Below are 26592 nucleotides of genomic sequence, written 5' to 3' on the forward strand. Positions count from 1 at the left end.
CAGGAGGGGTGCGGAGTGGGGGTGCTCACTACAGCCTGTAGGGTTGCGTCCACCCCACCGCATCCCCCACCGTACAGAGACAAGAGGTGGCCGTGTCGAGCGTCGTGCCCGAGCCGGACGTCAGCGTTGTCGTCATCGTCTACAACGACGAAGAGCGACTTCCGGCGGCCGTTGGTTCCGTACTCGAGCAAACTCTGCGCAATGTCGAGGTCATCATCGCCGACGACTGCTCGACGGACGGCTCCTACGGGGTGGCGCAGGCGCTCGCCGCGGCCCACCCCGGCAAGGTCCGCGCGATCCGGCTCGCCGAGAACAGCGGCGGCTGCGGAGAGCCCCGCAACCAGGGCGTCAAGGTCGCCCGCGGCCGGTACGTGATGTTCCTGGACAGCGACGACACGCTGGAGCGCAACGCCTGCCGCAACATGGTCGAGGCCGCCGACCGCAGCGACGCCGACCTCGTCTCCGGCCTGTGCGTGCGGGTGTACACCGACAACCGGCACGGCAAGCGCGTCGCCTGGTACCCCTGGCTGTACCGCAGCACCCGCACCCTCGACTCCGTCGCCGAACTGCCGGACCTGTTCGTCTTCGACACCCTGTCGACCAACAAGTGCTACCGGCGCGAGTTCCTGCTCGACAACGACCTCGCCTTCCCCCGCGGCATCCACTACGAGGACCTGCTCTTCTCCGCCCAGGCCTACCTGGCGGCGCGGCGCATCACCCTCATCCCCAACACGGTCTACCACTGGAACGTCGTGGAGAAGACCGAGGCCAAGTCGATCAGCAACCGCCGCGGCGAGATCCGCAACTTCGCCGACCGGGTCGAGATCCACCGCCGCATCGACGCCCTCCTGGACCGCCAGGGCCAGGAGAGGCTGAAGCTGTGGAAGGACATCAAGTTCCTCAAGCACGACCTCGTGCTCTACCTGCGGGAACTGCCCTTCCTCAACGACGACTACCGGCACGGCTTCGCCGAGCTCGCCCGCGGCTACGTCCAGGACTTCCCCGAGGCGGCCTACGCCGAACTGGACCGCGTCCACGCCATCTGCGCCCAGCTGCTGCTGCGCGAGGACTGGGCGGACCTGATGCCGGCCATCGACACCCTGATCAACCGGCACAAGATCGCCACGCCGCTGGTCGAGCGGGACGGCCGGATCTACTGGACCGACCGCTACCTCGACGACCCCGAGATGCGCGCCGTCCTGGACGTCACGCCCCTCGGCTACCACGCCAAGCGGCTGAACCAGATGTTCCTGCGCAACCAGCTCACCGAGTACGCCGCGCACGGCGGCGACGTACGGCTCGCCGGTGAGATCGTCAACCCGCTGCACACCATCGCCCCCGAGGCGAAGCTCACCGCCGAGCTGGAGTTCCGGGCCAGGCGGCGCAGCCTGCAGACCTTCCGCTTCCCGGTCTCCGCGCTCACCCACGAGGGCGACACGATCGCCTGGCGGGCCGAAGTGCCCCTGACCCGGCGCCTGCGCCCGCTCGGCATCATCGACGACGTCTGGGACGTCCGGCTGCACCTCACCGCGGACGGCGCGCTGACCACCAGCCGCCTCACCGTCGGCACCGTCGACCTGGAGCACGCCGAGGCCCTCCGCGTCCGGCCGCGGCTGACCCGGCTGATGGCCGACCGCATCGAGGCCCAGGTCTCCGCCAAGGGCCACCTCGCCTTCCGGCTCGCCCAGCACGGCCAGGCCGCCCGCACCGGCCGCGCCGCCGTGCAGCGCAACCTGCACGGCCGCCCCGCCCGCGCCGCCAAGGGCGCCTACCGCAAGCTGCGCGCCGTGCGCCGCGACCTGAACTCCGGCGCCCGCAAGCTCCAGGTCTACGACCGCATGCTGAGCAAGCTCCCGGTCCGCAAGGGCAGCGTCGTCTTCGAGAGCCACCTCGGCAAGCAGTACAGCGACAGCCCCCGCGCGATCTACGAGGAGCTGCGCCGCCGCGGCGTGCCCATCACCCCCGTCTGGTCCTACGCCGGCGACCGCCCCAAGGGCTTCCCCGAGGACGCCGAGCTGGTGCGCCGCTGGTCGTGGCGGTACCTGAAGGCGCTCGCCCAGGCCGAGTACTGGATCGACAACCAGGGCTACCCGCTGCGCCTGAACAAGCGCCCCGAGACGACGTACATCCAGACCTGGCACGGCTCCGCGCTCAAGCGGATGGGCTTCGACGAGCCCACCCACCGGACGCAGTCCGAACAGGAGCAGCTCGCCTACCAGCAGGCCCTGGACCGGTTCGACCACTTCGTGGTCCGCAGCGAGCACGACGTGCGCACCCTCGCCCGCGCCTACCGCATCCCCGAGCACAAGCTGCTGCGCACCGGCTACCCGCGCAACGACGCCCTCGTGCGCGCCCGCGAGTCCGACACGCCCGACCCGGCGGCGCGTCGGCTGGCCGAGCGCCTGGGCATCGACCCGGACAAGCGGGTGCTGCTGTACGCGCCGACGTTCCGCGCCCACCCCGACGGCCGCGTACGGGACTTCGCGTTCCCCTTCGACGTCGAGGAGTACGCCGACCGCTTCGGCGACGACCACGTCCTGCTCGTCCGCGCGCACTACCTCAACCGGCTCACCCTGCCCCCCTCGGTGGCCGGACGCGTCGTCGACGTCAGCGCAGAACCGGACATCACCCCGCTGATGCTGCTCGCCGACGCCCTGATCACCGACTACTCCTCGGTGATGTTCGACTACGCGCTGCTCCAGCGCCCCATCGTGTTCTACGTCCACGACTGGGAGGAGTACGCCGAGGACACCCGCGGCACGTACTTCGACCTGCTCGCCGAGGCGCCCGGCCCCGTGCCCCGCACCCCGGAGGACCTCTTCGCCGCGCTCGGCGACCTCACCGCCGTGCACACGACGTACGAGGCCCGGCTGAAGGAGTTCGTGGACAAGTACGGCGAGTACGACCGCGGGGACGCCGCGGCACAGATCGTGGACCGTTTCTTCGGCCCCGCGGGAGAGGCCCGATGACCCAGCGCGACATCTTCTTCGTGGCCAACGAGGTCGACGAACTCGGCGGCGTGGGCCGCTGGCAGGCCCAGCTCGCCACCCTGCTGGCCGGCCGCGGCCACCGGGTCACGATCGCCGGTGTCGCACCGGCGGGGCACCCGATGGACCTCGGTGAGAACCCGCCGTTCAGGACGGTGACGCTCTACGCCCGCCGCCCGCCCGGCCGCCCGAGGCCGCGCCGCCTGCTCGGCTCCGCCGACCCCGCCCTGCGCCGCCACGACGCCCACATGCGCGCCGCCGCCGGACGGCTCACGGCACTGTTCCGCGCCGCCGCGCCCGGCGCCGTGATCATCGTCCCCCAGGTGTGGGCGATGGAGTGGGTGGCCCTCGCGGACACCGCCGGCCACACCGTCATCGGCATGACCCACGAGTCCTTCGAGACGGCCCGCAAGTCCTCCCGCTTCGCCCGGGTGAAGAAGTACTACGCGGACGTCGACCGGCTCCTCGCCCTCACCCAGGAGGACGCCGACCGCTGGGTCGGCGAGGGGATGAACAACCTCGACTTCATGCCCAACCCGCTGCCCATCGAGCCCGGCACGCCGTCCCCGCGCACCGAGAAGGTGGTGGCGAGCATCGGCCGGCTCTCCCACGAGAAGGGCGTCGACCTGCTCCTGGAGGCCTGGGCCGAGGCCGCGCCGCGGCAGCCCGGCTGGACCCTGCGGATCTACGGCAGGGGAGAGGCCGAGGCGCAGCTGCGCCGGCAGTGCGCCGAGCTGGGCATCGAGGACTCGGTGGACTTCGCCGGGCAGACCGACGACGTGCCCGGGGCGCTGCGCGCCTCCTCCGTCTTCGTCCAGTCCTCCCGCGGCGAGGGCTTCCCGCTCGTGCTGCTGGAGGCGATGGCGAGCGGGGTGCCGTGCGTGGCCTTCGACTGCGCGCCCGGCGTCCGCGAGATCGTCACCCACGACGAGGACGGACTGCTGGCCCGGCCCGGCAACACCTCCGAACTCGCCCGCCACCTCGTACGGTTGATGTCCGACGAGCAGCTGCGGGACACGATGGGCGAGCAGGCCCTGCGCAGCGTGCAGCGCTTCGACCCCGACACCATCACCCGCCGCTGGGAAGAGCTGTTCGACTTCCTGGAGCGGTGACGCGAGGATCCATCCGGCGTTGCCCGGGTACAGGTAGGCCGACGACAGGCGGAGGACGGAGCGCGCATGACGGTGAGGCACCCCCGAGGCGGCCACGGCACCAGCCGTGACCTGGCGGTCAACCCGGTCTTCAGCCGGGAGCCGCTGGAGATCCCGCGGTACGCGATGCCGCAGTCGGAGATGGACCCGGACACGGCCTACCAGATCGTCCACGACGAGCTGATGCTCGACGGCAACGCCCGGCAGAACCTGGCGACGTTCGTCTCCACCTGGGCCGAGCCGGAGGCCCGGCGGCTGATGGACGAGTGCGCCGAGAAGAACATGATCGACAAGGACGAGTATCCGCAGACCGCGGAACTCGAGACCCGGTGCGTCCACATGCTCGCCCGGCTCTGGCACGCCGAGGACCCCCGCCGCGCGGTGGGCTGCTCCACCACCGGCTCCAGCGAGGCGGCGATGCTGGGCGGTCTCGCGCTCAAGCGCCGCTGGCAGCACCGGCGCCGCGCCGAGGGCAAGCCGGCGGACCGGCCCAACCTGGTCATGGGCATCAACGTCCAGATCTGCTGGGAGAAGTTCGCCGACTACTTCGAGGTCGAGCCGCGCTACGTGCCGATGGAGGGGGACCGCTACCACCTCACCCCGGAGAAGGCGGTCGAGCTGTGCGACGAGAACACCATCGGGGTGGTCGCGGTCCTCGGCTCCACCTTCGACGGCAGCTACGAGCCCGTCGCCGACATCGTCGCCGCCCTGGACGACCTCCAGGCCCGCACCGGCCTGGACGTCCCCGTCCACGTCGACGGGGCGTCGGGTGCGATGATCGCCCCCTTCCTCGATCCTGACCTGGAGTGGGACTTCCGGCTGCCGCGGGTCGCCTCCATCAACACCTCGGGCCACAAGTACGGCCTGGTCATGCCCGGCGTCGGCTGGGCCTTGTGGCGGGACAAGGACGCCCTCCCCGACGACCTCGTCTTCCACGTCAACTACCTCGGCGGCGACATGCCGACCTTCGCGCTGAACTTCTCCCGGCCCGGCGCCCAGGTCGTCGCCCAGTACTACAACTTCCTGCGCCTGGGCTTCGACGGCTACCGGCGGGTCCAGCAGACCTGCCGCGACGTCGCCACCCGGCTCGCCGCCGAGATCGCCCGGCTCGGCCCGTTCGAGCTGGTCACCGACGGCAGCGACATCCCCGTCTTCGCCTTCCGGATGCGCAAGGGCACCGAGCACTTCAGCGTCTTCGACGTCTCCGCCGCGCTGCGCGAGAACGGCTGGCTGGTGCCCGCGTACACCTTCCCGAAGAACCGCACCGATCTGGCCGCGCTGCGGGTCGTGGTGCGCAACGGCTTCAGCCACGACCTCGCCGATCTGCTCCTGGCCGACCTGCGCCGCGTCCTGCCCCGGCTGGACAAGCAGCACGAGCCGCACCGCAGCGCCGACGACGCCGGCGGGTTCGCCCACGGCGCCGAGACCAAGAACCCGCACAGCCCTGGCCGCGACTGACCCAGGAGGTCTCGATGTGCCGCCTGTTCGGCCTCAGCAGTGCCCCGCAGCGCACCCACGCCACCTTCTGGCTCCTCGACGCCCCCGACAGCCTCAGCCGGCAGAGCCGCCACGAGCCCGACGGCACGGGCCTCGGCTACTTCGCCCCGGACGGCACCCCGCGCGTGGAGAAGGCCCCGATCGCCGCGTACGAGGACCGGGCCTTCGCCGAGGACGCCCGGCAGGCCGAGTCCGCCACCTTCCTCGCGCACATCCGCTACGCCTCGACGGGCGGCCTGGACGCCCGCAACACCCACCCGTTCGAGCAGGAGGGCCGGCTGTTCGCGCACAACGGGGTCGTCGAGGACCTCGGCAGGCTCGACGAGCACCTGGGTGAGGACCGGTCACGGGTCAGGGGCGACACCGACTCCGAGCGGTTCTTCGCCCTCGTCACCCGCGAGACCCGCGACCACGGCGGCGACGTCGGCGCGGGTATCGCCGAGGCCGCCCGCTGGATCGCCGCGAACCTGCCCGTCTACGCCCTGAACCTCGTCCTGATCACCCCGGACGAACTGTGGGCGCTGCGCTATCCCGACACCCACGGGCTGTACGTGCTCCAGCGTCCCGCGGGCGGCCCGCACGGCGCCCGCCACCTCGACCACAGCGGCAGTGGCGGGCGGGTGCGGGTCCACTCGGCGAACCTGGCCGACCGGCCCGCCGTGGTGGTCGCCAGCGAACGCATGGACGACAACCACGACTGGCGCCCCCTGGCACCGGGTGAACTCCTCCATGTCGGACCGGACTTGCGCACCACCGGACGCACGGTCCTGCCCGACCCCCCGGCACACCGGCTCACCCTGGCCGATCTGCGCCCCGACGCCGCCGCGTCCCAGACGGCCGCCTGACCGTCCCGTGCCGCCGCCGGGATGCCGGCGGCGGCCGGACGGCGTGTCAGACGCGGACGCCGAACTGGTAGGGCATGTTGCTCATCGGCTCATAGCGCACGAAGGCGCCGGTGTGCGGGGCGTGCAGGACCATGCCCTTGCCCGCGTAGAGGCCGACGTGGTGCAGGTCGCCGAAGAAGAAGACCAGATCGCCGACCTGGAGCTGGCTCTGGGAGTAGATCCGCTGGCCGATGTTGGCCTGCGCCTCGGAGGTGCGCGGGATGGAGACGTTGGCCTGCGCGTACGCCCAGGAGGTCAGACCCGAGCAGTCGAAGGAGGTCGGGCCGTTGTGGGCGTAGTCGTACGGGCTGCCGATCTTGCTCTGGGCGGCGGCGAACGCGGCGCCCGCGTGGCCGCTGCCCGGGGTGATCTTGCCCAGGTCCACGCGCTCGGTGCCGCGGGTGGCGCGGGTCTGCTCGGCGGCGGCGAGCTGCTGCTTCTCCTTGGCCGTGAGCGTGTTGAGGAGTTGCCGTGCCTCGGCGAGCCTGCCCTGGACTTCCTTCTTCTTGCTGCCCAGTTCGGTGCGGGTGGCCGCGAGGTCCTTGAGTTTCGCGGTGGCCTCGGCACGCTGCTGGGCGAGCTGGCGCTGCTTGTCCTGGATCTTCTTCAGCGCGTCGGCCTGCTGGCCGCTGACCTGGTCGAGCGTGGCGGCCTTGTCCAGGTAGTCGTCCGGGTGGGAGGAGAGGAAGAGCTGGAGGGCGGGGTCGATGCCGCCGGAGCGGTACTGGCCGGCCGCCATCGCACCGAGGCCGTCGCGCAGCTTGTTCAGCTCCTGCTGGCCGCGGGCGACGTTGTCCTGGATGGTGGAGATCTCCTTCTGGAGCTTCTGCTGCTTCTCCTTGGCGCCGTTGTACTTCTCGGTGGCCTGCTCCGCCTGCTCGTAGAGCTTGTCGACCTCGGACTTGACCTCGTCCTTGCTCGGCTTCTCGCTCGGCGCCGCGTTGGCCGCCTGCGCGCTGATCGCCACAGCGGCGGCGGCCGCCGTGGTCAGCACGGTGACGCGGGTGCGGCTGGGCTTCTTCGGTCGACGGTGGGACGCCACGGAAGCGAACTCCTTCTTCTGGGTGAACTCCCGTTCGGGAGTTCGAGTTTAAACCTAGTGACCTTGGTGCCGTGGCGCCACGGCTTCGGGGAACTCGGCGTGCGGCGGTTCCGGGGCGCCGCCCCGGCGCGTAACGTGGCGCACCATGAAGATCCTCATCAGCGCCGACATGGAAGGGGCCACCGGTGTGACCTGGCCCGCCGACGTGCTGCCGGGGACACCGCAGTGGGAGCGGTGCCGGTCGATGTTCACGTCGGACGTGAACGCGGCCGTGCTCGGGTTCTTCGACGGCGGGGCGGACGAGGTCCTCGTCAACGAGGCGCACTGGACCATGCGCAACCTGCTGCTGGAGGAGCTGGACGAGCGGGCGCAGATGCTCACCGGGCGGCACAAGTCGCTCTCCATGGTGGAGGGCGTACAGCACGGTGACGTGGACGGCATCGCCTTCGTCGGCTACCACGCGGGCGCCGGCATGGAGGGCGTCCTCGCTCACACCTACCTCGCCAACTCCATCACGGGCGTGTGGGTGAACGACGTACGGGCCAGCGAGGGACTGCTCAACGCGCACGTGGCCGCCGAGTACGGCGTGCCCGTGGTCCTCGTCACCGGCGACGACGTGGCCTGCGAGGACGCGCTGGGGTACGCGCCCGGGGCACTGAAGGTCGCGGTGAAGGACCACGTGTCGCGCTACGCGGCGGTGTGCCGTACGCCCGCCCGTACCGCCGCCGACATCCGGGCGGCTGCCCGGCGGGCCGCGTCCCTGGCGGTCCGCGCCGAGCCCGTGGACGGCGGGCCGTTCACCGTGGCGGTGGAGTTCGACGCCGAGCACCTGGCCATGGCCGTCACCGTGGTGCCCGGCGTGGCCCGCGTCGGCGAGCGCAAGGTGGTCTGTACGAGCGCCACCATGTACGAGGCAATCCGCACGTTCAAGGCGGTCACCACGATCGCTTCGGCCGCCATCGAGGAGCAGTATGGCTGACGCGCAGGCGCTGGACGAGGTCGTCCGGTTCACCTCCGACCTGATCCGGATCGACACCACCAACCGGGGCGGCGGCGACTGCCGTGAGCGCCCGGCCGCCGAGTACGCCGCCGAGCAGCTCGCGTCGAGTGGTGTGGAACCGGTGCTCCTGGAGCGGACCCCGGGCCGGACCAACGTCGTCGCCCGGATCCCCGGCACCGACCCGTCGGCGCCCGCGCTGCTTGTCCACGGTCACCTGGACGTCGTGCCGGCGCAGGCCGCGGACTGGAGCGTGCACCCGTTCTCCGGCGAGGTCCGCGACGGCGTCGTCTGGGGCCGGGGCGCGGTCGACATGAAGAACATGGACGCGATGATCCTGGCGGTGGTCCGCTCCTGGGCCCGGCAGGGGCTCAGGCCGCGGCGGGACCTCGTCGTCGCGTTCACCGCCGACGAGGAGGCCAGCGCCGAGGACGGCTCCGGGTTCCTGGCCGACGAGCACGCCCACCTCTTCGAGGGCTGCACCGAGGGCATCAGCGAGTCCGGTGCGTACACCTTCCACGACGGCGCCGGCCGGCAGATCTACCCGATCGCCGCCGGGGAGCGCGGTACCGCCTGGCTGAAGCTGACCGCGCGGGGCCGGGCCGGGCACGGCTCCCGCGTCAACGCGGAGAACGCGGTGACCCGGCTTGCCGCCGCGATCGCCCGGATCGGCGCCCACCAGTGGCCCCTGCGGCTCACCCCGACGGTCCGCGCGGCCCTCACCGAACTGGCCGCCCTGTACGGCCTGGAGGCCGACCCGGACACCGTGGACGCGCTGCTCGACAAGCTGGGCCCGGCCGCCCGCCTGGTGGAGGCCACCCTGCGCAACAGCGCCAACCCGACGATGCTGGACGCCGGTTACAAGGTGAACGTCATCCCCGGCGAGGCCGTCGCCCACGTCGACGGACGGTACCTGCCCGGCGGGGAGGAGGAGTTCCGCACGACCCTGGACCTGCTGACCGGCCCGGACGTGGACTGGGAGTTCCACCACCGCGAGGTGGCCATCCAGGCACCCGTGGACTCACCCACGTTCGCCGCGATGCGCAGCGCCGTCCAGGAGTTCGCGCCCGAGGGCCACGTCGTGCCGTACTGCATGGCGGGCGGCACCGACGCCAAGCAGTTCTCGCGCCTCGGCATCACCGGCTACGGCTTCTCGCCGCTGAAGCTGCCCGAGGGCTTCGACTACGACGCCCTGTTCCACGGAGTCGACGAACGCGTCCCCGTGGAGGCGCTGCACTTCGGTGTCCGCGTGCTCGACCGCTTCCTGCGGACGTCCTGAGCGAGTTGGGAGAAGGAAACAGTGGAGACCCTGCCGTACGGTTCCTGGCCCTCGCCGATCGACGCGGCCCTGGCCGCCGCGCACGACGGCAAGCCGGAGTTCGCCGGGTTCGTCGGCGACGAGGTGTGGTGGACCGAGCCACGGCCCGCCGAGGGCGGCCGGCGGGCGCTCGTGCGGCGGCGCAACCAGGAGATGGGGCGCGAAGCGCCTCCCCGCAAGGGCGGTGGCGGGCGACGGGCGGGCGGCGCCGAGGAGACCGTCCTGCCGCCGCCGTGGAACGTGCGCAGCAGGGTCATCGAGTACGGCGGCCGGCCCTGGACCGGGACCGTCGTGGACGGCACGGTCCTGGTCGTCTTCGTGCACTTCGCCGACCAGCGGCTCTACCGCTACGAGCCCGGCGCCGGCGAACCGGTTCCGCTCACCCCCCTGTCCACGGTGGGCGGCGGACTGCGCTGGGCGGAGCCGCAGGTGCGGGCGCAGAGCGGTGAAGTCTGGTGCATCATGGAGGAGTTCACCGGCGAGTCACCCACCGACGTGCGCCGCGTGCCCGTCGCCGTACCGCTGGACGGCTCGGCGGCCGAGGACCGCGGCGCCGTGCGGGAACTGACCGGCGAGCGGCACCGCTTCGTGACCGGCCCCCGCCTCTCGCCCGACGGGCGGCGGGCCGCGTGGCTGGCCTGGGACCACCCGAGGATGCCCTGGGACGGCACGGAACTCGTGGTCGCCGACGTCGACGGGGACGGCCGCCTCGCCGGCCCGCGCACCGTGGCCGGCGGCCCCGAGGAGTCCGTCGCCCAGGTCGAGTGGGCGGCCGACGGCTCCCTGCTGTACGCGAGCGACCGCGGCGGCTGGTGGAACCTCTACCGCGACGGGCACCCGCTCTGTCCCCGTGAGGAGGAGTTCGCCGGGCCGCTGTGGAAGCTCGGGCAGCGCTGGTTCGCACCCCTGGACAGCGGTCTCGTCGCCGTCGTGCACGGCCGGGGCGCCGCCGCCCTCGGCATACTCGACCCGGAGACCGGCGAGGTCGTGGACGCGGCGGGCCCCTGGAGCGAGTTCGACGCCACGCTCGCGGTGCACGGCGAGCGCGTGGTCGCCGTCGGCGCCGGACCGCGCGGCTCCCACGAGGTCGTCGAACTGGACACCCGCACCGGCCGAGCGCGGGTGATCGGCGCCGCCCACCACGACCCGGTCGACCCCGCGTACTACCCCGAGCCGCGGGTGCGCACCTTCACCGGCCCGGACGGCCGCGACGTGCACGCGCACATCCACCCGCCGCACCACCCCGGCTGCACCGCGCCCGAAGGGGAGCTGCCCCCCTACGTCGTGTGGGCGCACGGCGGGCCCACCAGCCGCTCCCCGCTCGTCCTGGACCTGGAGATCGCCTACTTCACCTCACGGGGCATCGGCGTCGCCGAGGTGAACTACGGTGGCTCGACCGGGTACGGCCGGGAGTACCGCGACCGGCTGCGCGAACAGTGGGGCGTCGTCGACGTCGAGGACTGCGCGGCCGTCGCGCTCGCCCTCGCCGACGAGGGCACCGCCGACCGGGACCGGCTCGCGATCCGCGGCGGCAGCGCGGGCGGCTGGACCACCGCGGCCTCCCTGGCCGGCACCGACGTCTACGCCTGCGGCACCATCCTGTACCCGATCCTCGACCTGACGGCATGGGGCTCGGGGGAGACCCACGACTTCGAGTCGCAGTACCTGGAGAGCCTGGTCGGCCCGCTCGCCGAGGTGCCCGGCCGGTACGCCGAGCGCTCGCCCGCCCGGCACGCCGACCGGATCACGGCGCCGTTCCTGCTGCTCCAGGGGCTGGACGACGTCATCTGCCCGCCCGCCCAGTGCGAACGCTTCCTGGACCGGCTCCAGGGGAGCGACGTGCCGCATGCCTACCTCACCTTCCAGGGCGAGGGACACGGCTTCCGGCGCGCCGACACCATGGTCCGCGCCCTGGAGGCGGAACTCTCCCTGTACGCCCAGGTGTTCGGCCTCGAACCGGCCGGCGTCCCCACTCTGGAGCTGGGCGCGTGAAGGAACTGCTGCGCCCCGCCCGGCTCGCCCCCGGCGCCAAGGTGGCCGTCGTCGCCCCCAGCGGACCCGTCCCCGAGGAGCGCCTCCAGGCCGGCCTCGACGTGCTGCGCGGCTGGGACCTGGACCCGGTCGCCGCACCCCATGTGCTCCACCGCCACGGCGAGTTCGCCTACCTGGCCGGAACGGACGCCCAGCGGGCCGCCGACCTCCAGCAGGCGTGGTGCGACCCGTCCGTGGACGCGGTGCTGTGCGCGCGGGGCGGCTACGGCGCGCAGCGCATGGCCGACCTGCTCGACTGGGAGGCGATGCGCGCGGCGGGACCGAAGGTGTTCGTCGGCTTCAGCGACATCACCGCGCTGCACGAGGCCTTCGCCGTCCGGCTGGGCCTGGTCACCCTGCACGGCCCGATGGCGGCGGGCGTCGACTTCGTCAAGAACGCCCGCGCCCAGGAGCACCTCCGGGCGACCCTGTTCGCGCCCGAGACGGTCCGCGTGATCACCTCGGGCGGCACGGCCCTGGTCCCCGGGCGGGCCAGGGGCGTCACGCTCGGCGGCTGCCTCGCCCTGCTCGCCTCCGACCTCGGCACCCCGCACGCGCGGTCCTCGGCGGCCGGCGGCCTGCTGTGCCTGGAGGACGTGGGCGAGGAGACGTACCGCCTGGACCGCTACCTCACCCAACTGCTGCGCGCGGGCTGGCTGGAGCGGGTGCGCGGGGTGCTGCTCGGCTCGTGGGAGGAGTGCGGCGAGCCGGCCCGGGTGCGGGCCCTGCTCGCCGACCGGCTCGGCCCGCTGGGTGTGCCGGTCGCCGAGGACTTCGGCTTCGGGCACTGCGCGGGGGCGTCCACGATTCCCTTCGGTGTCGCCGCCGAACTCGACGCCGACGCGGGCACGCTGACGCTGGAGGCGCCCGCCCTGCGCTGAGAGGCGGTGCGTGGTCTCGTTCACTGAATCTCCGTCAAGAAACCTCTGTCGCAGTGATTGACGCGTCCTGACACGTGTCACACCATGACTTGCGGCTGGTACTTACTGGTCGGTAAGTCGGGTTGTCCTCAGTGTGGAGGTCTCGTGTCCCGTCGTGTTCCCAGAGCCCGCACCACCCTCGTCCTCGCCCTCGCGGCCGCACTCGGCTCGCCCCTGGCCCTCACCGCCCCCGCGGCGGCCGGCGGCCAGTACGGCGTCACGCCGCTGAAGTTCACCGTCCGGGCGGGTGCGCGGACCTGCACCGTGGACGCCGACCTGTACCGGCCCGCCGGTGTCGACAGCGCCCACCCCGCGCCCGCCGTGCTCGCCACCAACGGGTTCGGCGGCAGCAAGGACGACGGTTCGACCGACGCCGTCGGCAAGGCCTTCGCCGCCCGCGGATACGTCTCCCTCGTCTACTCCGGTCTCGGCTTCGGCGCGTCGGGCTGCCTGGTCTCCCTGGACGACCCGGCCGTCGACGGCCGCGCCGCCTCGCAGCTCGTCGACTTCCTGGCCGGCCGGCGCGCCGCCGACGACGGAACCCGCGCCGACTACGTCACCCAGGACGGCGCCGGAGACCCCCGCGTCGGCATGATCGGCGGCTCCTACGGCGGCGCCGTGCAACTGGCCACCGCCGCCGTCGACCACCGCGTAGACGCCCTCGTCCCGATGATCACCTGGAACGACCTCGCCTACTCCCTCGACCCGAACAACGCAGGCGGCGCCACCGGCGTGCCCGGCGCCTTCAAGTGGCAGTGGACCAACGGCTTCTACCTCATGGGCGAGAGCCAGCCGCTCACCCGGCCGGCCCTCGACCCCAGCCGGATCAACTCCCTCACCTGCCTGCACTTCACCAGCCAGGCCTGCGACACCGTCCGCACCCTCGACTCGGGCCGCTACCCCGAGGACGCCACCCGGCGCCTGCTCTCCTACGCGCGCAGCGTCTCCCCGGTCTCCTACCTCGACCGGGTGACGGCACCCACCCTGCTCGTCCAGGGCCAGGCCGACACCCTCTTCAACCTCAACGAGGCCACCGCGACCTACCGGACCCTGAAGGCCCAGGGCACCGAGACGAAGATGATCTGGCAGTCCTGGGGCCACAGCGGCGGCATGACCGACCCCGCCGCCGGCGAACTGAACCTCGCCCAGGGCAACCTGGAGACCAGCTACGTCGGCCGGCGCGTCCTCGCCTGGTTCGACCGCTACCTGCACCGCGACCGGGACACCGGCACCGGCCCCGACTTCGCCTACTACCGCGACTGGATCAGCGACCCCGACCACACCTACGCGACCGCCGACCGCCTGCCCGCACCCGGCCGGACCCTCTACCTCTCCGGCGACGGCACCCTCGTCGACCACCCGGGCCAGGTCACCCGCGGCAGCCGCACCTACACCAACTGGCTCGTTGCCACGAGTCATTCGGAAAGCTCACTGGCGGGCGTCATCGGACTCCCCGACCCCGCGCCGTACGACGTCAAGGGCACGCACCTCGACTGGACGAGCGCGCCGCTGACGCAGGCCATGGACGTCGTGGGCGCGCCCCGCGCCACGCTCAAGGTCGTCTCCCCGAAGGCCGAACGCGCGCAGGGCTCGCCCGACGCCGCCGACCGGCTCGTCCTGTTCGCCAAGCTGTACGACGAGGCGCCCGACGGCACCCGGACCCTCGTGCACCGGCTGGTCGCACCCGTCCGCGTGCCCGACGCGACCAGCGCCTTCACCGTGACGCTGCCGGGCATCGTGCACCGCTTCGCCCAGGGGCACCGGCTGCGGTTCGTGATCGCGGCGAGCGACGACGCCTACTTCGGCAACCGCGGCATCAAGCCGGTCACCGTGGTCAGCTCCCCCGAAGACACCGGAACGCTGAGCCTGCCCGTCGTACCGGAGTGAGCCGCGGGACCGCAGTGGGCCGCGCCCCGGAGTGAGCCGCGCCCCGGAGTAAGGCGCGCGCGCCTCGCATAGGGTGGCGGACATGCCGCACACCGCATCCCGCTACCTCGCCGAGGGGCCCCGCGTGGGCATCCGTCACTTCACCCAGGACGACGGCCCCGAGTTCACCGCCCGGGTCCGGGAGAGCACCGGCCTGCACCGCCCGTGGCTGTTCCCGCCTGCCACGGCCGAGGCGTACACCGCCTACGCGCAGCGGCTGATCGACGGCCAGGACAGGGCCGGCTTCCTGGTCTGCGAGAAGGGCGGCCAGGGGACGGCCGGCAGCGCGGGGGCCACGGCCGGCCCCGGCGAGGGGATCATCACCGGACCGGACGAAGGAGTCATCACCGGAGCGGACGAAGGGCTCATCGGCGGACCGGACGAAGGAGTCATCACCGGAGCGGACGAAGGGCTCATCGGCGGACCGGACGAAGGAGTCATCACCGGAGCGGACGAGGGGCCCGGCGACGGACCGCGGGCGGGGGCCATCGCCGGTTACATCAACATCAACAACATCGTGCGGGGTGCCTTCCAGAGCGGCGCGCTCGGCTACGGCGCCTTCGCGCACGCGGCCGGGCGCGGACTGATGCGGGAAGCCCTCGGCCTCGTCATCGAGCACGCCTTCGGCCCGATGGGCCTGCACCGGCTGGAGATCAACGTCCAGCCGGGCAACACCGCCTCCATCGCCCTGGCCCGCTCCTGCGGCTTCCGCCTGGAGGGCTACTCCCCGGACATGCTCCACGTCGACGGGGCCTGGCGCGACCACCAGCGGTGGGCGCTCACCGCCGGGACGCGGACTTCCGGTTGACCTTCATCGTGTCGAGGTCGGTGACGGTGGAGCGCAGGTCGCGGAAACCGTGGCCGAGGCCGCGCAGAGCGCTCTCCGCCCGGTCCTCCGCGATCGCCGCCGCCATCTCCTCACCGTCCCGGGCGTCCGACACCACGACGAAGCGCATCGAGAAGTGCTTCAGCGGCGCCGCCTCGTAGGACAGCGACCCCTCCTCGGTGAACCGCATGCTCGTCATCCCGTGGTCCGCCGCCCCGGCGAGCAGCCGCGCCCGCGACTCGTCGGTCAGCCCGTCCCAGGTGCCCCGGACGATGACCCGGTAGGTGTGCTGCTCGCTCATCGGTACTCGTACTCCTTCGCCACCGCCCCGGCACGCCACCGCACCGGCGCATCGCCGCGGTCATGGTCGAAGGACCGACTGTACGTCGTCCAGGGGGCGCCGCCCACGGCATTTCCGCCCGGCGGCCCCGCCGGCCCGCCGGGCGCCTTTGCGCAATCCTGACCGGCAGCGCCCCTGGTCAGCTCCCCGGTGACCGGGTTCCATGGTGATCGTGACGACGATCCGACGCGACGTACTGACGCTTCCCTGCGCTCCCGTGGGCCCCGACAACCCGCTGCCCGCGCTGCGTCCGCTCGACGAGGCCCACTGCATCGAGGACCGGGACAAGGCGGACCTGCCGCACGACATGGCCCGGCAGATCGGCTACGCCCCCCTGAACAGCCTGCTGCCCGCACGGATCCGCGACGGCTACGGCAGGACACGGCGACCCGCCGGGATCGACGCCCTCGTCCTGGAGAACGACCGGCTGCGCGCCACCGTGCTCCCCGGCCTCGGCGGCCGGATCGCCTCCCTCGTCCACAAGAGCACCGGCCGCGAACTCCTCTACCGCAACCCGGTGTTCCAGCCTGCCGACTTCGCCCTCAACGGCGCCTGGTTCTCGGGCGGCATCGAATGGAACATCGGCGCCACCGGCCACACCGCCCTCTCCTGCTCGCCCCTGCATGCCGCCCGCGTCCCAGCCCCGGACGGCGGCGTCATGCTGCGCCTGTGGGAGTGGGAACGCTTGCGCGACCTGCCCTTCCAGGTGGACCTGTGGCTGCCGGAGGGCTCCGACTTCCTGCACGTCGGCGTCCGCGTCCGCAACCCGCACGAGCGGCCCGTCCCCACCTACTGGTGGTCCAACATCGCCGTCCCCGAGGAACGCCGGGTGCTCGCCCCCGCCGAGGAAGCCTGGCACTTCGGCTACGACCGCCGCCTGACCCGGGTCCCGGTCCCCGTGCACGAGGGGACCGACCGCACCTACCCCCTCAACAGCACGTACGCCGCCGACTACTTCTACGAGGTGCCCGCGGACCGGCGCCGCTGGATCGCCGCCCTCGACGAGGACGGCACCGGACTCGTACAGACCTCCACCGACGTGCTGCGCGGCCGCAAGCTGTTCGTCTGGGGCTCCGGCCCGGGCGGACGCCGCTGGCAGCAGTGGCTCACCGAGCCCGGCACCGGCGGCTACTGCGAGATCCAGGCCGGACTCGCCCGCACCCAACTGGAGCACGTACGGCTGGAGGCGGAGAGCGAGGTGGCGTGGCTGGAGTCCTACGGCCCGCTCGACGCGCCGCCCCCGGCGGGGGAGTGGGGCACCGCCGTACGGCGCACCGAGGAGCGGCTGGAGACCGTCCTGCCACGCGCGGACGTCGAGGCCGCCTACGCAGCCTGGCAGCCGTACGCCGACGCGGAACCCGCCGAGATCCTGGCCACCGGGTCCGGCTGGGGCGCACTCGAAGTGCTGCGCGCCGGCTGGAAACTGCCCGGCACGCCATTTCCCGAGACCACGCTCGGCGCGCCGCAGGAACCCTGGCGGGAACTGCTGCGCACCGGCACCTTCCCCGAGCCGCGCCGGGTGAACCCGCCCGGGGAGACACTGGTCGCTCCGCACTGGCGCGACCTGCTGGAGACGGCGCCCGCCACGCCGCTCGCCGAGTACCACCTCGGTGTCGCCCAGTGGCACGCCGGTGACCGCGCGCAGGCCGTGCGCAGTTGGGAGCGGGCGCTCGGACTCGCGCCGTCGCTGTGGCCGTTGCTGCGCTGCCTGGCCGTCGCCGATCAGGAGTCCGGCCACCACGAGCGGGCCGCCGACCGGTACGCCGAGGCCTTCGACGACCTCTGCCACGAGCGGCGCGACCACGGCGAGCAGTGGAGTGCCGCCACCGCCGCGCTCGGCCGGGAGGCGATCGAGGCGCTGCTGCGGGCGGGCCGGGCGGCGGGCGCGCGCTCCGTGTGGGACCGGCTGCACCCCGAGATCCGCGAGCGCGGCCGGTTCCGGCTGCTCGAAGCGGAACTGCTGCTCGCGGAGGGACACCGCGACCGGGCCCGGGCCGTCTTCGAGGGCGGCTTCGAGGTCGCCGACCTGAGGGAGGGCGACGAGCGGATCGGCCGGGTGTGGGAGCGGGCCGTCGGCGGCCCGCTGCCGCAGCGTCACGACTTCCGGATGCGGCCCCCGTCGCGCTGAGTCCGGCGGTCGGCCCGCGTCGCGCTGAGAGCTTCGTTCGGCCCGCGTCGCGCCGAGGCCGGCGGCGGCCCGGCGGCCGGTCGTGGGGGCCGCGCGGGCCTGCGGGCCCCGGCGGGTCGCGCGACGGTCAGCCGCGGCGGTCCACGTACTCGTACACCGCCCCGTCCGGGTGCACGGCGATCAGATTGCGGCCCGCCGGTGTCGCGACCGGGCCCGCGACGACGCGGGCCCCCAGTTCGGTCAGCACCCGGTGGGCCTCGTCGACGTCCGCCACGGCGATGGTCGCCGCCACCTTGCGCAACACCTCCAACTCGGCCTCGGGGCCGCTCATCAGCAGAAAGCAGCCGACAGCCGCCACCTTCACCCCGCCGCGCTCGAACTGAAGGGCTTCGGCGCCCGCGAGACGTTCGTAGAAGGGGACCGCGGTCTCCAGGTCGTCGACGCAGACGCGCAGGCTGGTTCCCAGAATCTCCATACGCACGAGCCTAGTTGGGAGCAGTGCCGTACGGAGATCGTACGCGGTGATCAGCAGGGCGTGCCGCGGTGTACCGCTGGGGCACGAGCAGCGACAGTCAGTTATACGCACACCTGTGCGGGTACCCGTCCGGCATGGAGCGCTTGGATCACTTGGAGCATCTGGACAAGCACCTGGTCGACGAACTGGCGCAGGTGGCACGCGAGACGGTGCGCGACGAACTGCGCGAGCAGACCCGCAGGCAGCGCCGTACGGCCCTGCTGTACGCGGCGTCGGGCGCCGTCGCCCTGTACGCGGGCGCGGCCGTCGCGCTCGCCGCCGGGCTGGCCCTCGCGATCGGGCTGCCCGGCTGGGCCGCCGCGCTGGTCACGGCGGCGGTCCTGGGCGCGGCGGCGTACGCGCTGCGCCGCGCGGCCCGGCCGTCCGTGCACGGTCCGTCCGCGCACGGGTCGTCCGCACGCCCGCCGGCGCCGTCCGTACCGCCGATGCCGCAGAGCCCGCCCGCCGTGCCGCGCCCACGGGACGAGGAGTCCTGAACGGCCCGCGCGCACACCACACGTACGACGGCGCCCGCCCCGGCACTCTTCGCCGGGGTAGGCGCCGTCTTACGTGCCCTGCGCGGGACCGGTGCCCTGCTCGGGTCCCGCCGGTCCCGGGCCGGTCACCGCGGCAGCTGCGGCAGCACCTTCGTGCGGTAGAAGTCGAAGAAGCCGCGCTGGTCGGCACCGATCTGGTTGACGTAGACCCGGTCGAAGCCCGCGTCGGCGAACTCCCGCAACGTGGCCACGTGCTGGTCCGCGTCGTCGCCGCACACCACGTTCTGCCGCACCATGTCCTCGGTGACCAGCGGCTCCAACTGCTCGAAGTGGCGGGGCGTGGGCAGCACCTGGCCCATCTCGCCGGGCAGTTGCTCGTTGTACCACAGCTCGTGCACCGTGCGGACGCACTCCTCGCGGTCGGCGCCGAAGCACACCTTCGTCCCGCCGCTGACGAGCTTGGCCCCACCGCCGCCCTTGCGGTACTGCGTGACCATCTCCTCGTCCGGCATCATCGTGATGTACCCGTCGCCGACCCGCGCCGCGAGCGAGGTCGCCTTGGGACCGAACCCGGAGACGTCGATCGGCACCGGCTCGTCGGGGACGGTGTACAGACGCGCGTTCTCCACCGTGTAGTACGTGCCGTGATGGTCGACCTCCTCGCCCGTGAACAGCCGGCGCATGACCTGGATCGCCTCCTCCAGCATCTCCAGACGCACGTGCGCCGGCGGCCACCGGTCGCCCAGGATGTGCTCGTTGAGCGCCTCCCCGCTGCCGACCCCGAGCCGGAACCTGCCCTCCGTCATCACCGCGCTGGTCGCGGCGGCCTGCGCCACCACCGCCGGATGCATCCGCACCGTCGGACACGTGACGGCCGTCTCGATGGGCAGGGACACCGCCTCGGAGAGCGCGCCGATCACCGACCACACGAACGCGCTCTGGCCCTGCGCGTCGTTCCACGGGTGGTAGTGGTCGGAGATCCACAGTGCCTCGAAACCGGCCTGTTCGGCCATTCTGGCCTGCTCGACGAGTTCCGCGGGGCCGTACTGCTCGCAGGACAGGAAGTAGCCGTACTCGGGCATGGGGGAACCTCCACGACGGGGCGGACGGGGTCGCGGCCCGAGTACCCGGCGGCGGGGCCGGAAACCGGCGGTGCCGCGCCGGTCCGGGAGCCGGGCCGACGTTTGGGTGCCGGGGCCCGGGGGACGCGGAGAGCTCCGTACCAGGCACGCGACAGCGCCGGAGGCGAACCGTGAGTGGACCCCGCATCGTGATCGTCGGTGCCGGTTTCGCCGGTTACCACGCGGCCCGGACCCTCTCCCGGATGTCGCGCCACAAGGCCGACATCACCCTGCTGAACCCGACCGACTACTTCCTGTACGTGCCGCTGCTGCCGCAGGTGGCCGCGGGCGTCCTGGAACCGCGCCGCGTCGCCGTCTCGCTCTCCGCGGGCCTGCCCGGCGTCCGCCTGGTCCTCGGCGAGGCCGACCGCGTCGACCTCGACGCGCGCCTCGTGCCCTGCACCGGCCCCGAGGGGGCCCGCGACACGCTGGCCTACGACCGGCTGGTGCTGGCGGTCGGCAGTGTCAACAAGCTGCTGCCCATCCCCGGCGTCGCCGAGTACGCGCACGGCTTCCGCGGACTGCCCGAGGCGCTGTACCTGCGCGACCACGTCACCCGGCAGATAGAGCTGGCCGCAGTGGCCGGCGACCGCGACAGCTGCGCCGCCCGCTGCACCTTCGTCGTGGTGGGGGCGGGCTACACGGGAACGGAGGTCGCCGCGCACGGGAAGACGTACACCGACGCGCAGGTGCGCGAGCACCCGCTGCGCCAGGGCATGCGGCCCCGCTGGATGCTCCTGGACGTCGCGCCCCGTGTCCTGCCCGAGCTGGACGAGCGGCTGTCGCGCACCGCGGACCGGGTGCTGCGACGGCGCGGCGTCGACGTGCGCATGGGCACCTCCGTGAAGGAGGCCACGCACGAAGGGGTGCTGCTCACCGACGGTGAGTTCGTACCGACCCGGACCCTGGTGTGGTGCGTGGGCGTACGGCCCGACCCGCTGGTGGAGAGCACCGGCCGGCCCCTGGAGCGCGGCCGGATCGTCGTGGACCCCTACCTCCAGGTTCCGGGGCGGCCAGAGGTGTTCGCCTGCGGGGACGCGGCGGCCGTGCCCGACGCGTACAACCCCGGCGGCTTCACCCCGATGACCGCCCAGCACGCGTGGCGGCACGGCCGGATCGCCGCGATCAACGTCGCCGCCTCGCTCGGGGTCTGCGCGCGGCGCCCCTACCGCCACCGGGACCTGGGGTTCATCGTGGACCTCGGCGGCGCGCAGGCCGCCGCCAACCCGCTGGGCGTGCCGCTGTCGGGGCCGCCGGCCGCCGCGGTCACCCGCGGCTACCACCTGGCCGCCATGCCCGGCAACCGGCTCAGGGTGGCGGCCGACTGGCTGCTGAGCGGCGTACTGCCCCGCCAGGCAGTCCAGTTGGGGCTCGTGCGGTCCTGGTCCGTACCCCTGGACACGGCGTCACCGGAGCTGGCGCGCGTGGGGGGCGGGCCGCGGGAGCGGGCGGGTGCGGAAGCGGACGGCGGTACGCGCGCGGGAGCAGGACCGGGATCGGCCGCCGAGCCGAAGAGCGAAAGGATCACCGACATCACCGACGTCATCGACACCACGGAGAAGATGCAGCTTGCGGGCGCGGAGCCCGCGGAGCGGCCCTCGCGCGCGGGTGCAAGCGAGGACGAGGGCGACGGCACGCAGACCGCGTCGAGCAGCCCCGCCCCCGAAGCCGCCAGGAGCCGGCCGGGCCCGGAGCCCGCGAAGAGCCGGCCGGGGCCGGAGCCCGCCCCACCTCACGAGCACCACCCCGCCCCCGGCCCGGTCAAGCGTGCCGACATCCCAGCGGAGGGAGACTCATGAACCACGCCGAACTCGTCGACCTCGCACAGCAGTTGCGCGTCGACAGCGTGCGGGCGGCCGCCGCGGCGGGATCCGGGCACCCCACGTCGTCCATGTCCGCCGCCGACCTGATGGCCGTACTCCTCGCCCACCACCTGCGCTACGACTTCGACCGGCCCGAGCACCCCGGCAACGACCGCTTCGTCCTCTCCAAGGGACACGCCTCCCCGCTGCTGTACTCCGCGTACAAGGCGGCCGGTGCCGTGGACGACGAGGAACTGCTCACCTTCCGCGAACTGGGCAGCCGCCTCGAAGGGCACCCCACGCCGCAGCGGCTGCCCTGGGTCGAGACGGCCACGGGATCGCTCGGCCAGGGCCTGCCCATCGGCGTCGGCATCGCGCTGGCGGGCAAGCGCCTGGACCACGCCGGCTACCGGGTGTGGGTGCTGTGCGGTGACAGCGAGATGGCCGAGGGCTCGATCTGGGAGGCCGCCGAGCACGCCGGGTACGAGCGCCTGGACAACCTGACCGTGATCGTGGACGTCAACCGGCTCGGCCAGCGCGGCCCCACCCGGCACGGCCACGACCTGGACGCGTACGCCCGCCGCTTCCGCGCCTTCGACTGGCACACGGTCGAGATCGACGGCCACGACGTGGAAGCGATCGACCGGGCCTACGGCGAGGCGGCCTCCACCAAGGGCCAGCCCACCGCGATCATCGCCCGCACCCTCAAGGGCAAGGGCGTCAAGGCGACCGAGGACCGCGAGGGGCTGCACGGCAAGCCGCTCAAGGACGCCGACGAGGCCATCGAGGAGCTGGGCGGCCTGCGCGACCTGCGCGTGCGCGTGCACGAGCCGCCGTCCGTGCGCTCGCTGCACGCCGTCGGGGACAGCACTCTCGACCTGCCCCGCTGGGAACAGGGGGAGGAGGTCGCCACCCGTGACGCCTACGGCCGCGCCCTCGCCGCGCTCGGCACCGCACGGGCCGACGTGGTGGCACTGGACGGCGAGGTCGGTGACTCCACGCGCTCGGAGTTCTTCGCCGAGGAACACCCCGAGCGCTACTTCGAGTGCTACATCGCCGAGCAGCAGATGGTCGCGACGGCCGTCGGGCTGGCCCGGCGCGGCTGGGTGCCCTACGCGTCCACCTTCGCCGCGTTCCTGACCCGCGCCTACGACTTCGTCCGCATGGCCTCCGTCAGCGGCTCCGGGATCAACCTCAACGGCTCGCACTCGGGCGTGTCGATCGGCCAGGACGGGCCCAGCCAGATGGGCCTGGAGGACCTGGCCATGATGCGGACGGTGCACGGCTCGACCGTGCTCTACCCGTGCGACGCCAACCAGACCGCGAAGCTCGTCGCCGCCATGGCCGAGCTGGACGGCATCCGCTACCTGCGCACCTCGCGCGGCGGGAGCCCGGTGCTCTACGGCCCCGACGAGGAGTTCTCCGTCGGCGGTAGCAAGGTGCTGCGCTCCTCCACCGGGGACCGGCTGACGATCGTCGCCGCGGGCGTCACCCTGCACGAGGCGCTGGCCGCCGCCGACGCCCTCGGCGCGGAGGGCATCGACGTCCGGGTGATCGACCTGTACTCCGTCAAGCCCGTCGACCGGGCCACGCTGCGCCGGGCCGCCGAGGAGACCGGCTGTCTGCTCACGGTCGAGGACCACCGGGAGGAGGGCGGGATCGGCGACGCGGTCCTCGACGCGTTCCTCGACGGGCGCCCGGTGCCCCGCCTGGTCCGGCTCGCCGTCCGCACCATGCCCGGCTCGGCCACGCCCGCCGAGCAACTGCACGCCGCGGGCATCGACGCGGAGTCCATCGCCGCCTCCGCCCGGCTGCTGGTGGAAGAGGCGGTGGTGCCGTGAGCGGCGATACGCGCACGGTACGGGCCGGCCGGCGCACCGTCCAGGTGCACCGGCCGGACAAGGTCCTCTTCCCCTCCACCCACGACGAGGAGTACACCAAGGGCGACCTGGTGGACTACTACCGCTCCGTCGCATCCTTCATGCTGCCGCACCTGCGCGGCCGGCCCCTGATGCTGGAGCGCCGCCCGGACGGTCTGGACGGCCCCGTGTTCATGCAGAAGAACACGCCGGAGCACTACCCGGACTGGGTCTCGCGCGTGGAGGTCGCCAAGGAGGGCGGCACGGTCACGCACACCGTCTGTGACGACACCGCCACCCTCGTCCTCCTCGCCGACCAGGCCTGCCTGACCCCGCACCGCTGGCTGTCGCGGACGCCCGACGTCGAGCGGCCGGACCGGATGGTCTTCGACCTCGACCCGGCCGGAGACGACTTCGCGCCGGTGCGCACGGCGGCCCGGCTGTTGGGCGAACTGCTCGACGAGCTGGCGCTGCCCTCGGCCCTCATGACCACCGGATCGCGCGGCCTGCACGTGATCGTGCCCCTCGACGGCCGGCTCGGCTTCGACCCGGTGCGCGAGTTCGCCCGGGACGTCGCCGACGTGCTGGCCGCCCGCCACCCAGACCGGTTCACCACGGCCGCCCGCAAGAAGGACCGGGGCGAGCGCCTCTACCTGGACGTGCAGCGCAACGGCTACGCCCAGACCGCGGTCGCGCCCTACGCGGTCCGGGCCAGGCCGGGCGCGCCCGTGGCCGTACCCCTTTCCTGGGACCAGCTGGACGACCCCCGCCTCGGCCCCCGGCGCTGGTCCATCGCCGACGCGGCCGACCAGGCGCGGAAGCGTCCGTGGGCCGATGTGCCCGGCCGGGGCCGCTCCCTGCGCCCGGCCCGGCGGCGGCTGGACGCGCTGCGTGGTTGAGGTTTGGCCAACGCACCTGCGGCCACACGGAGAGGAAGAGGTGGCCATGGCGAACACAGAAAGCTCTGAAGAGCCGCAGGAATCACGCAAGCCGCAGAAATCACACCGCTCACAGAAGTCTCAGAGATCCCGCAGCTCTCACGAATCACGAGAGTCACACAGCGATACCGACACCCACACCGACTACGAAAACGACTACGACACCGAATCCGACACCGAATCCGACACCGACACCGACACCGACTACGACGGCGATAACGGCAACAACGACAGCGACCCCGGCAACAGCGACAACCGTGCGACCGCGCGGCGGCCCCGGCCGATGGAGGTGCTGCGTGAGGCGCGCGCCCAGTTCACGGAGCTGACCGGCCTGGCCCCCGAGTCCGTCACGAGTTTCGAGCGGACCGAGGACGGCTGGTCGCTGGAGGTCGAGGTCCTCGAACTCGCCCGCGTGCCCGACACGATGAGCCTGATGGCGAGCTACCTGGTGGAACTCGACCCCGAGGGACAGCTCGCCGGGTACCGGCGGCTGGGCCGCTACGAACGGGGCCGGGCCGACGCACACAGGTCCGGCGGCCGGTAGGCCGTCCGCCGCGCGGCGCACCCGAAGTCGCACAGACACGCAACCCACACACAGACAAGGAGGCACGGTCGGCATGACCGTTGTCCCGGCACAGACATCCGGCGGTGGAGGCGGCAGCAGCGGTCTCTACGACGTACTGGAACTCGTCCTCGACAGGGGCCTGGTGATCGACGCGTTCGTGAGGGTCTCCCTGGTCGGTATCGAGATCCTGAAGATCGACGTGCGGGTCGTCGTCGCCAGCGTCGACACCTATCTGCGCTTCGCCGAGGCGTGCAACCGCCTCGACCTGGAGGCCGGTCCCCGCAAGAGCCCCGGTCTGCCCGAGATCGTCGGCGAGGTCACCGAGTCCGGCGCGCGAGGCAAGTCCAAGGGCGCGCTGTCCGGCGCGGCCCAGACCGTCTCCGACGCCTTCAAGCAGGCCCGCTCCGAGAGCGAGTCCGAGTCCCGGCCGCGGCCGCGCAAGTCCGCCTCGGCGCGCCGTAAGGAGGAGCAGGAGTGAGCACGTACGTCTACGGCATCACCGCCACCTCGCACCCTGCCCTGCCCGAGGAACTCGGCGGCGTCGGGGATCCGCCCCTGCCGCTCCGCGTCCTCACGGCGGGCGAACTGGCCGCCGTGGTCAGCGACGCCCCCGAGGGGCTGCGCCCCAAGCGCAGGGACCTGCTCGCCCACCAGAACGTGCTCGGCGCGGTCGGCGCGGCCGGCTGCGTGCTGCCCATGCGGTTCGGCAGCCTCGCCCCCGACGACGACGCCGTCACCGGCGTGCTCTCCGAGCGCGCCGAGCACTACAAGGAACGCCTGCGGGCGCTGGACGGCAAGGTCGAGTACAACGTCAAGGGCAGCCACGTCGAAGAGGCCGTCCTGCACCGTGTGATGTCCGAGAACCCGGACATCAGGGCCCAGGCAGAGGCAAACCGCCAGGCGGGCGGCGGGAGTTACGAGGACAAGATCAGGCTGGGCGAGCTGGTCGCGGCAGCCGTCAAGGCCCGGGAGGCCGAGGACGGCGCCCTGGTGGTGCAGGCGGTCGAACCGCAGGCGGCGGCGGTCAGCGCGGGCCCGGAGTCCACCGGCTGGCTGGTCAACGCCTCCTTCCTGGTCGACCGCGACGAGGCGGCCGGGTTCCTGGAAGCCGTCGAGCAGGTCCGCAAGGACATGCCGCATCTCGAACTGCGCGTCAACGGCCCGTTGCCGCCCTACAGCTTCGTCGAGCCCGGCCCGGCCGAGCCCGCGGGCAGCGCGGCGGGAGTGGACGCGGGAGCGGAGTGAGGCC

The 26592-nt window shown here is 72.8% G+C and carries 21 protein-coding genes and 1 pseudogene; 18 read left to right on the plus strand and 4 right to left on the minus strand.

The window, feature by feature from the left end:
- Nucleotides 1–86 precede the first annotated feature (86 nt).
- The 4 genes from ACFC02_RS14065 (at nt 87) to ACFC02_RS14080 (ending at nt 6480) form a co-directional block, all read left to right on the plus strand.
- Nucleotides 87–2969, plus strand: a complete 2883-nt coding sequence (locus ACFC02_RS14065; RefSeq protein ID WP_376356244.1) for a CDP-glycerol glycerophosphotransferase family protein — start codon at nt 87–89, stop codon at nt 2967–2969.
- Complete coding sequence (locus tag ACFC02_RS14070) at nt 2966–4099, plus strand: glycosyltransferase (RefSeq protein ID WP_376356246.1); 1134 nt, start codon at nt 2966–2968, stop codon at nt 4097–4099. The genes ACFC02_RS14065 and ACFC02_RS14070 overlap by 4 nt, the downstream gene beginning before the upstream one ends.
- A gap of 66 nt (nt 4100–4165) precedes the next feature.
- Nucleotides 4166–5596 carry a glutamate decarboxylase gene (locus ACFC02_RS14075; protein ID WP_376356248.1) on the plus strand — a complete coding sequence of 477 codons (1431 nt, stop codon included), beginning with the start codon at nt 4166–4168 and terminating at the stop codon, nt 5594–5596.
- Between the two features lie 14 nt (nt 5597–5610).
- Nucleotides 5611–6480, plus strand: coding sequence for a class II glutamine amidotransferase (locus tag ACFC02_RS14080; protein WP_376356250.1), 870 nt, complete (start codon nt 5611–5613; stop codon nt 6478–6480).
- A 46-nt stretch (nt 6481–6526) separates the two neighbouring features.
- On the opposite strand, the gene ACFC02_RS14085 is transcribed toward ACFC02_RS14080, so the two are convergent.
- Nucleotides 6527–7561, minus strand: a complete 1035-nt coding sequence (locus ACFC02_RS14085; protein WP_376356252.1) for an NlpC/P60 family protein — start codon at nt 7559–7561, stop codon at nt 6527–6529.
- A 145-nt stretch (nt 7562–7706) separates the two neighbouring features.
- Between ACFC02_RS14085 and ACFC02_RS14090 the strand changes: the two genes are divergently transcribed.
- From ACFC02_RS14090 to ACFC02_RS14115, 6 genes are all read left to right on the plus strand, one after another.
- On the plus strand, nt 7707–8540 hold the full coding sequence (locus ACFC02_RS14090) for a M55 family metallopeptidase (RefSeq protein WP_376356254.1): 834 nt from the start codon (nt 7707–7709) through the stop codon (nt 8538–8540).
- Nucleotides 8533–9837 carry a M20/M25/M40 family metallo-hydrolase gene (locus ACFC02_RS14095; RefSeq protein ID WP_376356256.1) on the plus strand — a complete coding sequence of 435 codons (1305 nt, stop codon included), beginning with the start codon at nt 8533–8535 and terminating at the stop codon, nt 9835–9837. The genes ACFC02_RS14090 and ACFC02_RS14095 overlap by 8 nt, the downstream gene beginning before the upstream one ends.
- Before the next feature lie 21 nt (nt 9838–9858).
- The gene (locus ACFC02_RS14100; protein WP_376356258.1) at nt 9859–11868 is read left to right on the plus strand and encodes a prolyl oligopeptidase family serine peptidase; all 2010 of its coding nucleotides are present in this window, start codon (nt 9859–9861) and stop codon (nt 11866–11868) included.
- Nucleotides 11865–12788 carry an LD-carboxypeptidase gene (locus ACFC02_RS14105; RefSeq protein ID WP_376356260.1) on the plus strand — a complete coding sequence of 308 codons (924 nt, stop codon included), beginning with the start codon at nt 11865–11867 and terminating at the stop codon, nt 12786–12788. Before ACFC02_RS14100 ends, ACFC02_RS14105 begins: the two co-directional genes overlap by 4 nt.
- A 144-nt stretch (nt 12789–12932) precedes the next feature.
- Complete coding sequence (locus ACFC02_RS14110; protein WP_376356262.1) at nt 12933–14714, plus strand: CocE/NonD family hydrolase; 1782 nt, start codon at nt 12933–12935, stop codon at nt 14712–14714.
- 82 nt (nt 14715–14796) lie between these two features.
- Nucleotides 14797–15561 (plus strand): GNAT family N-acetyltransferase, encoded by a 765-nt coding sequence (locus ACFC02_RS14115; RefSeq protein ID WP_376356263.1) that lies wholly within the window; start codon nt 14797–14799, stop codon nt 15559–15561.
- Here ACFC02_RS14115 and ACFC02_RS14120 read toward each other — a convergent pair.
- Nucleotides 15533–15880 (minus strand): DUF6204 family protein, encoded by a 348-nt coding sequence (locus tag ACFC02_RS14120; RefSeq protein WP_376356265.1) that lies wholly within the window; start codon nt 15878–15880, stop codon nt 15533–15535. The two genes, ACFC02_RS14115 and ACFC02_RS14120, sit on opposite strands and share 29 nt — an antisense overlap.
- A gap of 202 nt (nt 15881–16082) precedes the next feature.
- On the opposite strand from ACFC02_RS14120, the gene ACFC02_RS14125 reads away from it, so the two are divergent.
- A complete protein-coding gene (locus ACFC02_RS14125; RefSeq protein WP_376356267.1) occupies nt 16083–18047 on the plus strand; it encodes a DUF5107 domain-containing protein in 1965 nt (654 codons plus the stop codon).
- Nucleotides 18048–18174: 127 nt separating this feature from the next.
- Here ACFC02_RS14125 and ACFC02_RS14130 read toward each other — a convergent pair whose 3' ends face one another.
- The gene (locus ACFC02_RS14130) at nt 18175–18522 is read right to left on the minus strand and encodes a VOC family protein (RefSeq protein ID WP_376356269.1); all 348 of its coding nucleotides are present in this window, start codon (nt 18520–18522) and stop codon (nt 18175–18177) included.
- 134 nt (nt 18523–18656) lie between these two features.
- On the opposite strand from ACFC02_RS14130, the gene ACFC02_RS14135 reads away from it, so the two are divergent.
- Nucleotides 18657–19058, plus strand: coding sequence for a phage holin family protein (locus tag ACFC02_RS14135; protein ID WP_376356271.1), 402 nt, complete (start codon nt 18657–18659; stop codon nt 19056–19058).
- A 125-nt stretch (nt 19059–19183) separates the two neighbouring features.
- On the opposite strand, the gene ACFC02_RS14140 is transcribed toward ACFC02_RS14135, so the two are convergent.
- Nucleotides 19184–20140, minus strand: a complete 957-nt coding sequence (locus tag ACFC02_RS14140) for an LLM class F420-dependent oxidoreductase (RefSeq protein ID WP_376356273.1) — start codon at nt 20138–20140, stop codon at nt 19184–19186.
- Between the two features lie 188 nt (nt 20141–20328).
- On the opposite strand from ACFC02_RS14140, the gene ACFC02_RS14145 reads away from it, so the two are divergent.
- The 6 genes and pseudogenes from ACFC02_RS14145 (at nt 20329) to ACFC02_RS14170 (ending at nt 26588) form a co-directional block, all read left to right on the plus strand.
- Nucleotides 20329–21978, plus strand: a complete 1650-nt coding sequence (locus ACFC02_RS14145) for an FAD-dependent oxidoreductase (RefSeq protein ID WP_376356316.1) — start codon at nt 20329–20331, stop codon at nt 21976–21978.
- Nucleotides 21975–23822, plus strand: coding sequence for a transketolase (locus ACFC02_RS14150; RefSeq protein WP_376356275.1), 1848 nt, complete (start codon nt 21975–21977; stop codon nt 23820–23822). The genes ACFC02_RS14145 and ACFC02_RS14150 overlap by 4 nt, the downstream gene beginning before the upstream one ends.
- Nucleotides 23819–24739, plus strand: coding sequence for a non-homologous end-joining DNA ligase (gene ligD / locus ACFC02_RS14155; protein WP_376356277.1), 921 nt, complete (start codon nt 23819–23821; stop codon nt 24737–24739). Before ACFC02_RS14150 ends, ligD begins: the two co-directional genes overlap by 4 nt.
- A 298-nt stretch (nt 24740–25037) precedes the next feature.
- A pseudogene (locus ACFC02_RS14160) lies at nt 25038–25322 on the plus strand (gas vesicle protein); the annotation flags it as partial.
- A 73-nt stretch (nt 25323–25395) separates the two neighbouring features.
- A complete protein-coding gene (locus ACFC02_RS14165) occupies nt 25396–25821 on the plus strand; it encodes a gas vesicle structural protein GvpA (protein ID WP_360964647.1) in 426 nt (141 codons plus the stop codon).
- The gene (locus ACFC02_RS14170) at nt 25818–26588 is read left to right on the plus strand and encodes a GvpL/GvpF family gas vesicle protein (protein WP_376356279.1); all 771 of its coding nucleotides are present in this window, start codon (nt 25818–25820) and stop codon (nt 26586–26588) included. The genes ACFC02_RS14165 and ACFC02_RS14170 overlap by 4 nt, the downstream gene beginning before the upstream one ends.
- The last annotated feature ends 4 nt before the right edge of the window (nt 26589–26592 follow it).

Origin of the sequence: Streptomyces sp. NPDC056160, from assembly GCF_042268205.1 — a bacterium.
Taxonomy (GTDB): Bacteria; Actinomycetota; Actinomycetes; order Streptomycetales; family Streptomycetaceae; genus Streptomyces.

Bases quoted from the DNA above. Each gene is read 5' to 3' on its own strand.
- ACFC02_RS14070 (WP_376356246.1), top strand. From the start codon at position 2,966: ATGACCCAGCGCGACATCTTCTTCGTGGCCAACGAGGTCGACGAACTC.
- ACFC02_RS14075 (WP_376356248.1), top strand. From the start codon at position 4,166: ATGACGGTGAGGCACCCCCGAGGCGGCCACGGCACCAGCCGTGACCTG.
- ACFC02_RS14080 (WP_376356250.1), top strand. From the start codon at position 5,611: ATGTGCCGCCTGTTCGGCCTCAGCAGTGCCCCGCAGCGCACCCACGCC.
- ACFC02_RS14090 (WP_376356254.1), top strand. From the start codon at position 7,707: ATGAAGATCCTCATCAGCGCCGACATGGAAGGGGCCACCGGTGTGACC.
- ACFC02_RS14095 (WP_376356256.1), top strand. From the start codon at position 8,533: ATGGCTGACGCGCAGGCGCTGGACGAGGTCGTCCGGTTCACCTCCGAC.
- ACFC02_RS14115 (WP_376356263.1), top strand. From the start codon at position 14,797: ATGCCGCACACCGCATCCCGCTACCTCGCCGAGGGGCCCCGCGTGGGC.
- ACFC02_RS14120 (WP_376356265.1), bottom strand. From the start codon at position 15,880: ATGAGCGAGCAGCACACCTACCGGGTCATCGTCCGGGGCACCTGGGAC.
- ACFC02_RS14125 (WP_376356267.1), top strand. From the start codon at position 16,083: ATGGTGATCGTGACGACGATCCGACGCGACGTACTGACGCTTCCCTGC.
- ACFC02_RS14130 (WP_376356269.1), bottom strand. From the start codon at position 18,522: ATGGAGATTCTGGGAACCAGCCTGCGCGTCTGCGTCGACGACCTGGAG.
- ACFC02_RS14135 (WP_376356271.1), top strand. From the start codon at position 18,657: ATGGAGCGCTTGGATCACTTGGAGCATCTGGACAAGCACCTGGTCGAC.
- ACFC02_RS14140 (WP_376356273.1), bottom strand. From the start codon at position 20,140: ATGCCCGAGTACGGCTACTTCCTGTCCTGCGAGCAGTACGGCCCCGCG.
- ACFC02_RS14150 (WP_376356275.1), top strand. From the start codon at position 21,975: ATGAACCACGCCGAACTCGTCGACCTCGCACAGCAGTTGCGCGTCGAC.
- ACFC02_RS14165 (WP_360964647.1), top strand. From the start codon at position 25,396: ATGACCGTTGTCCCGGCACAGACATCCGGCGGTGGAGGCGGCAGCAGC.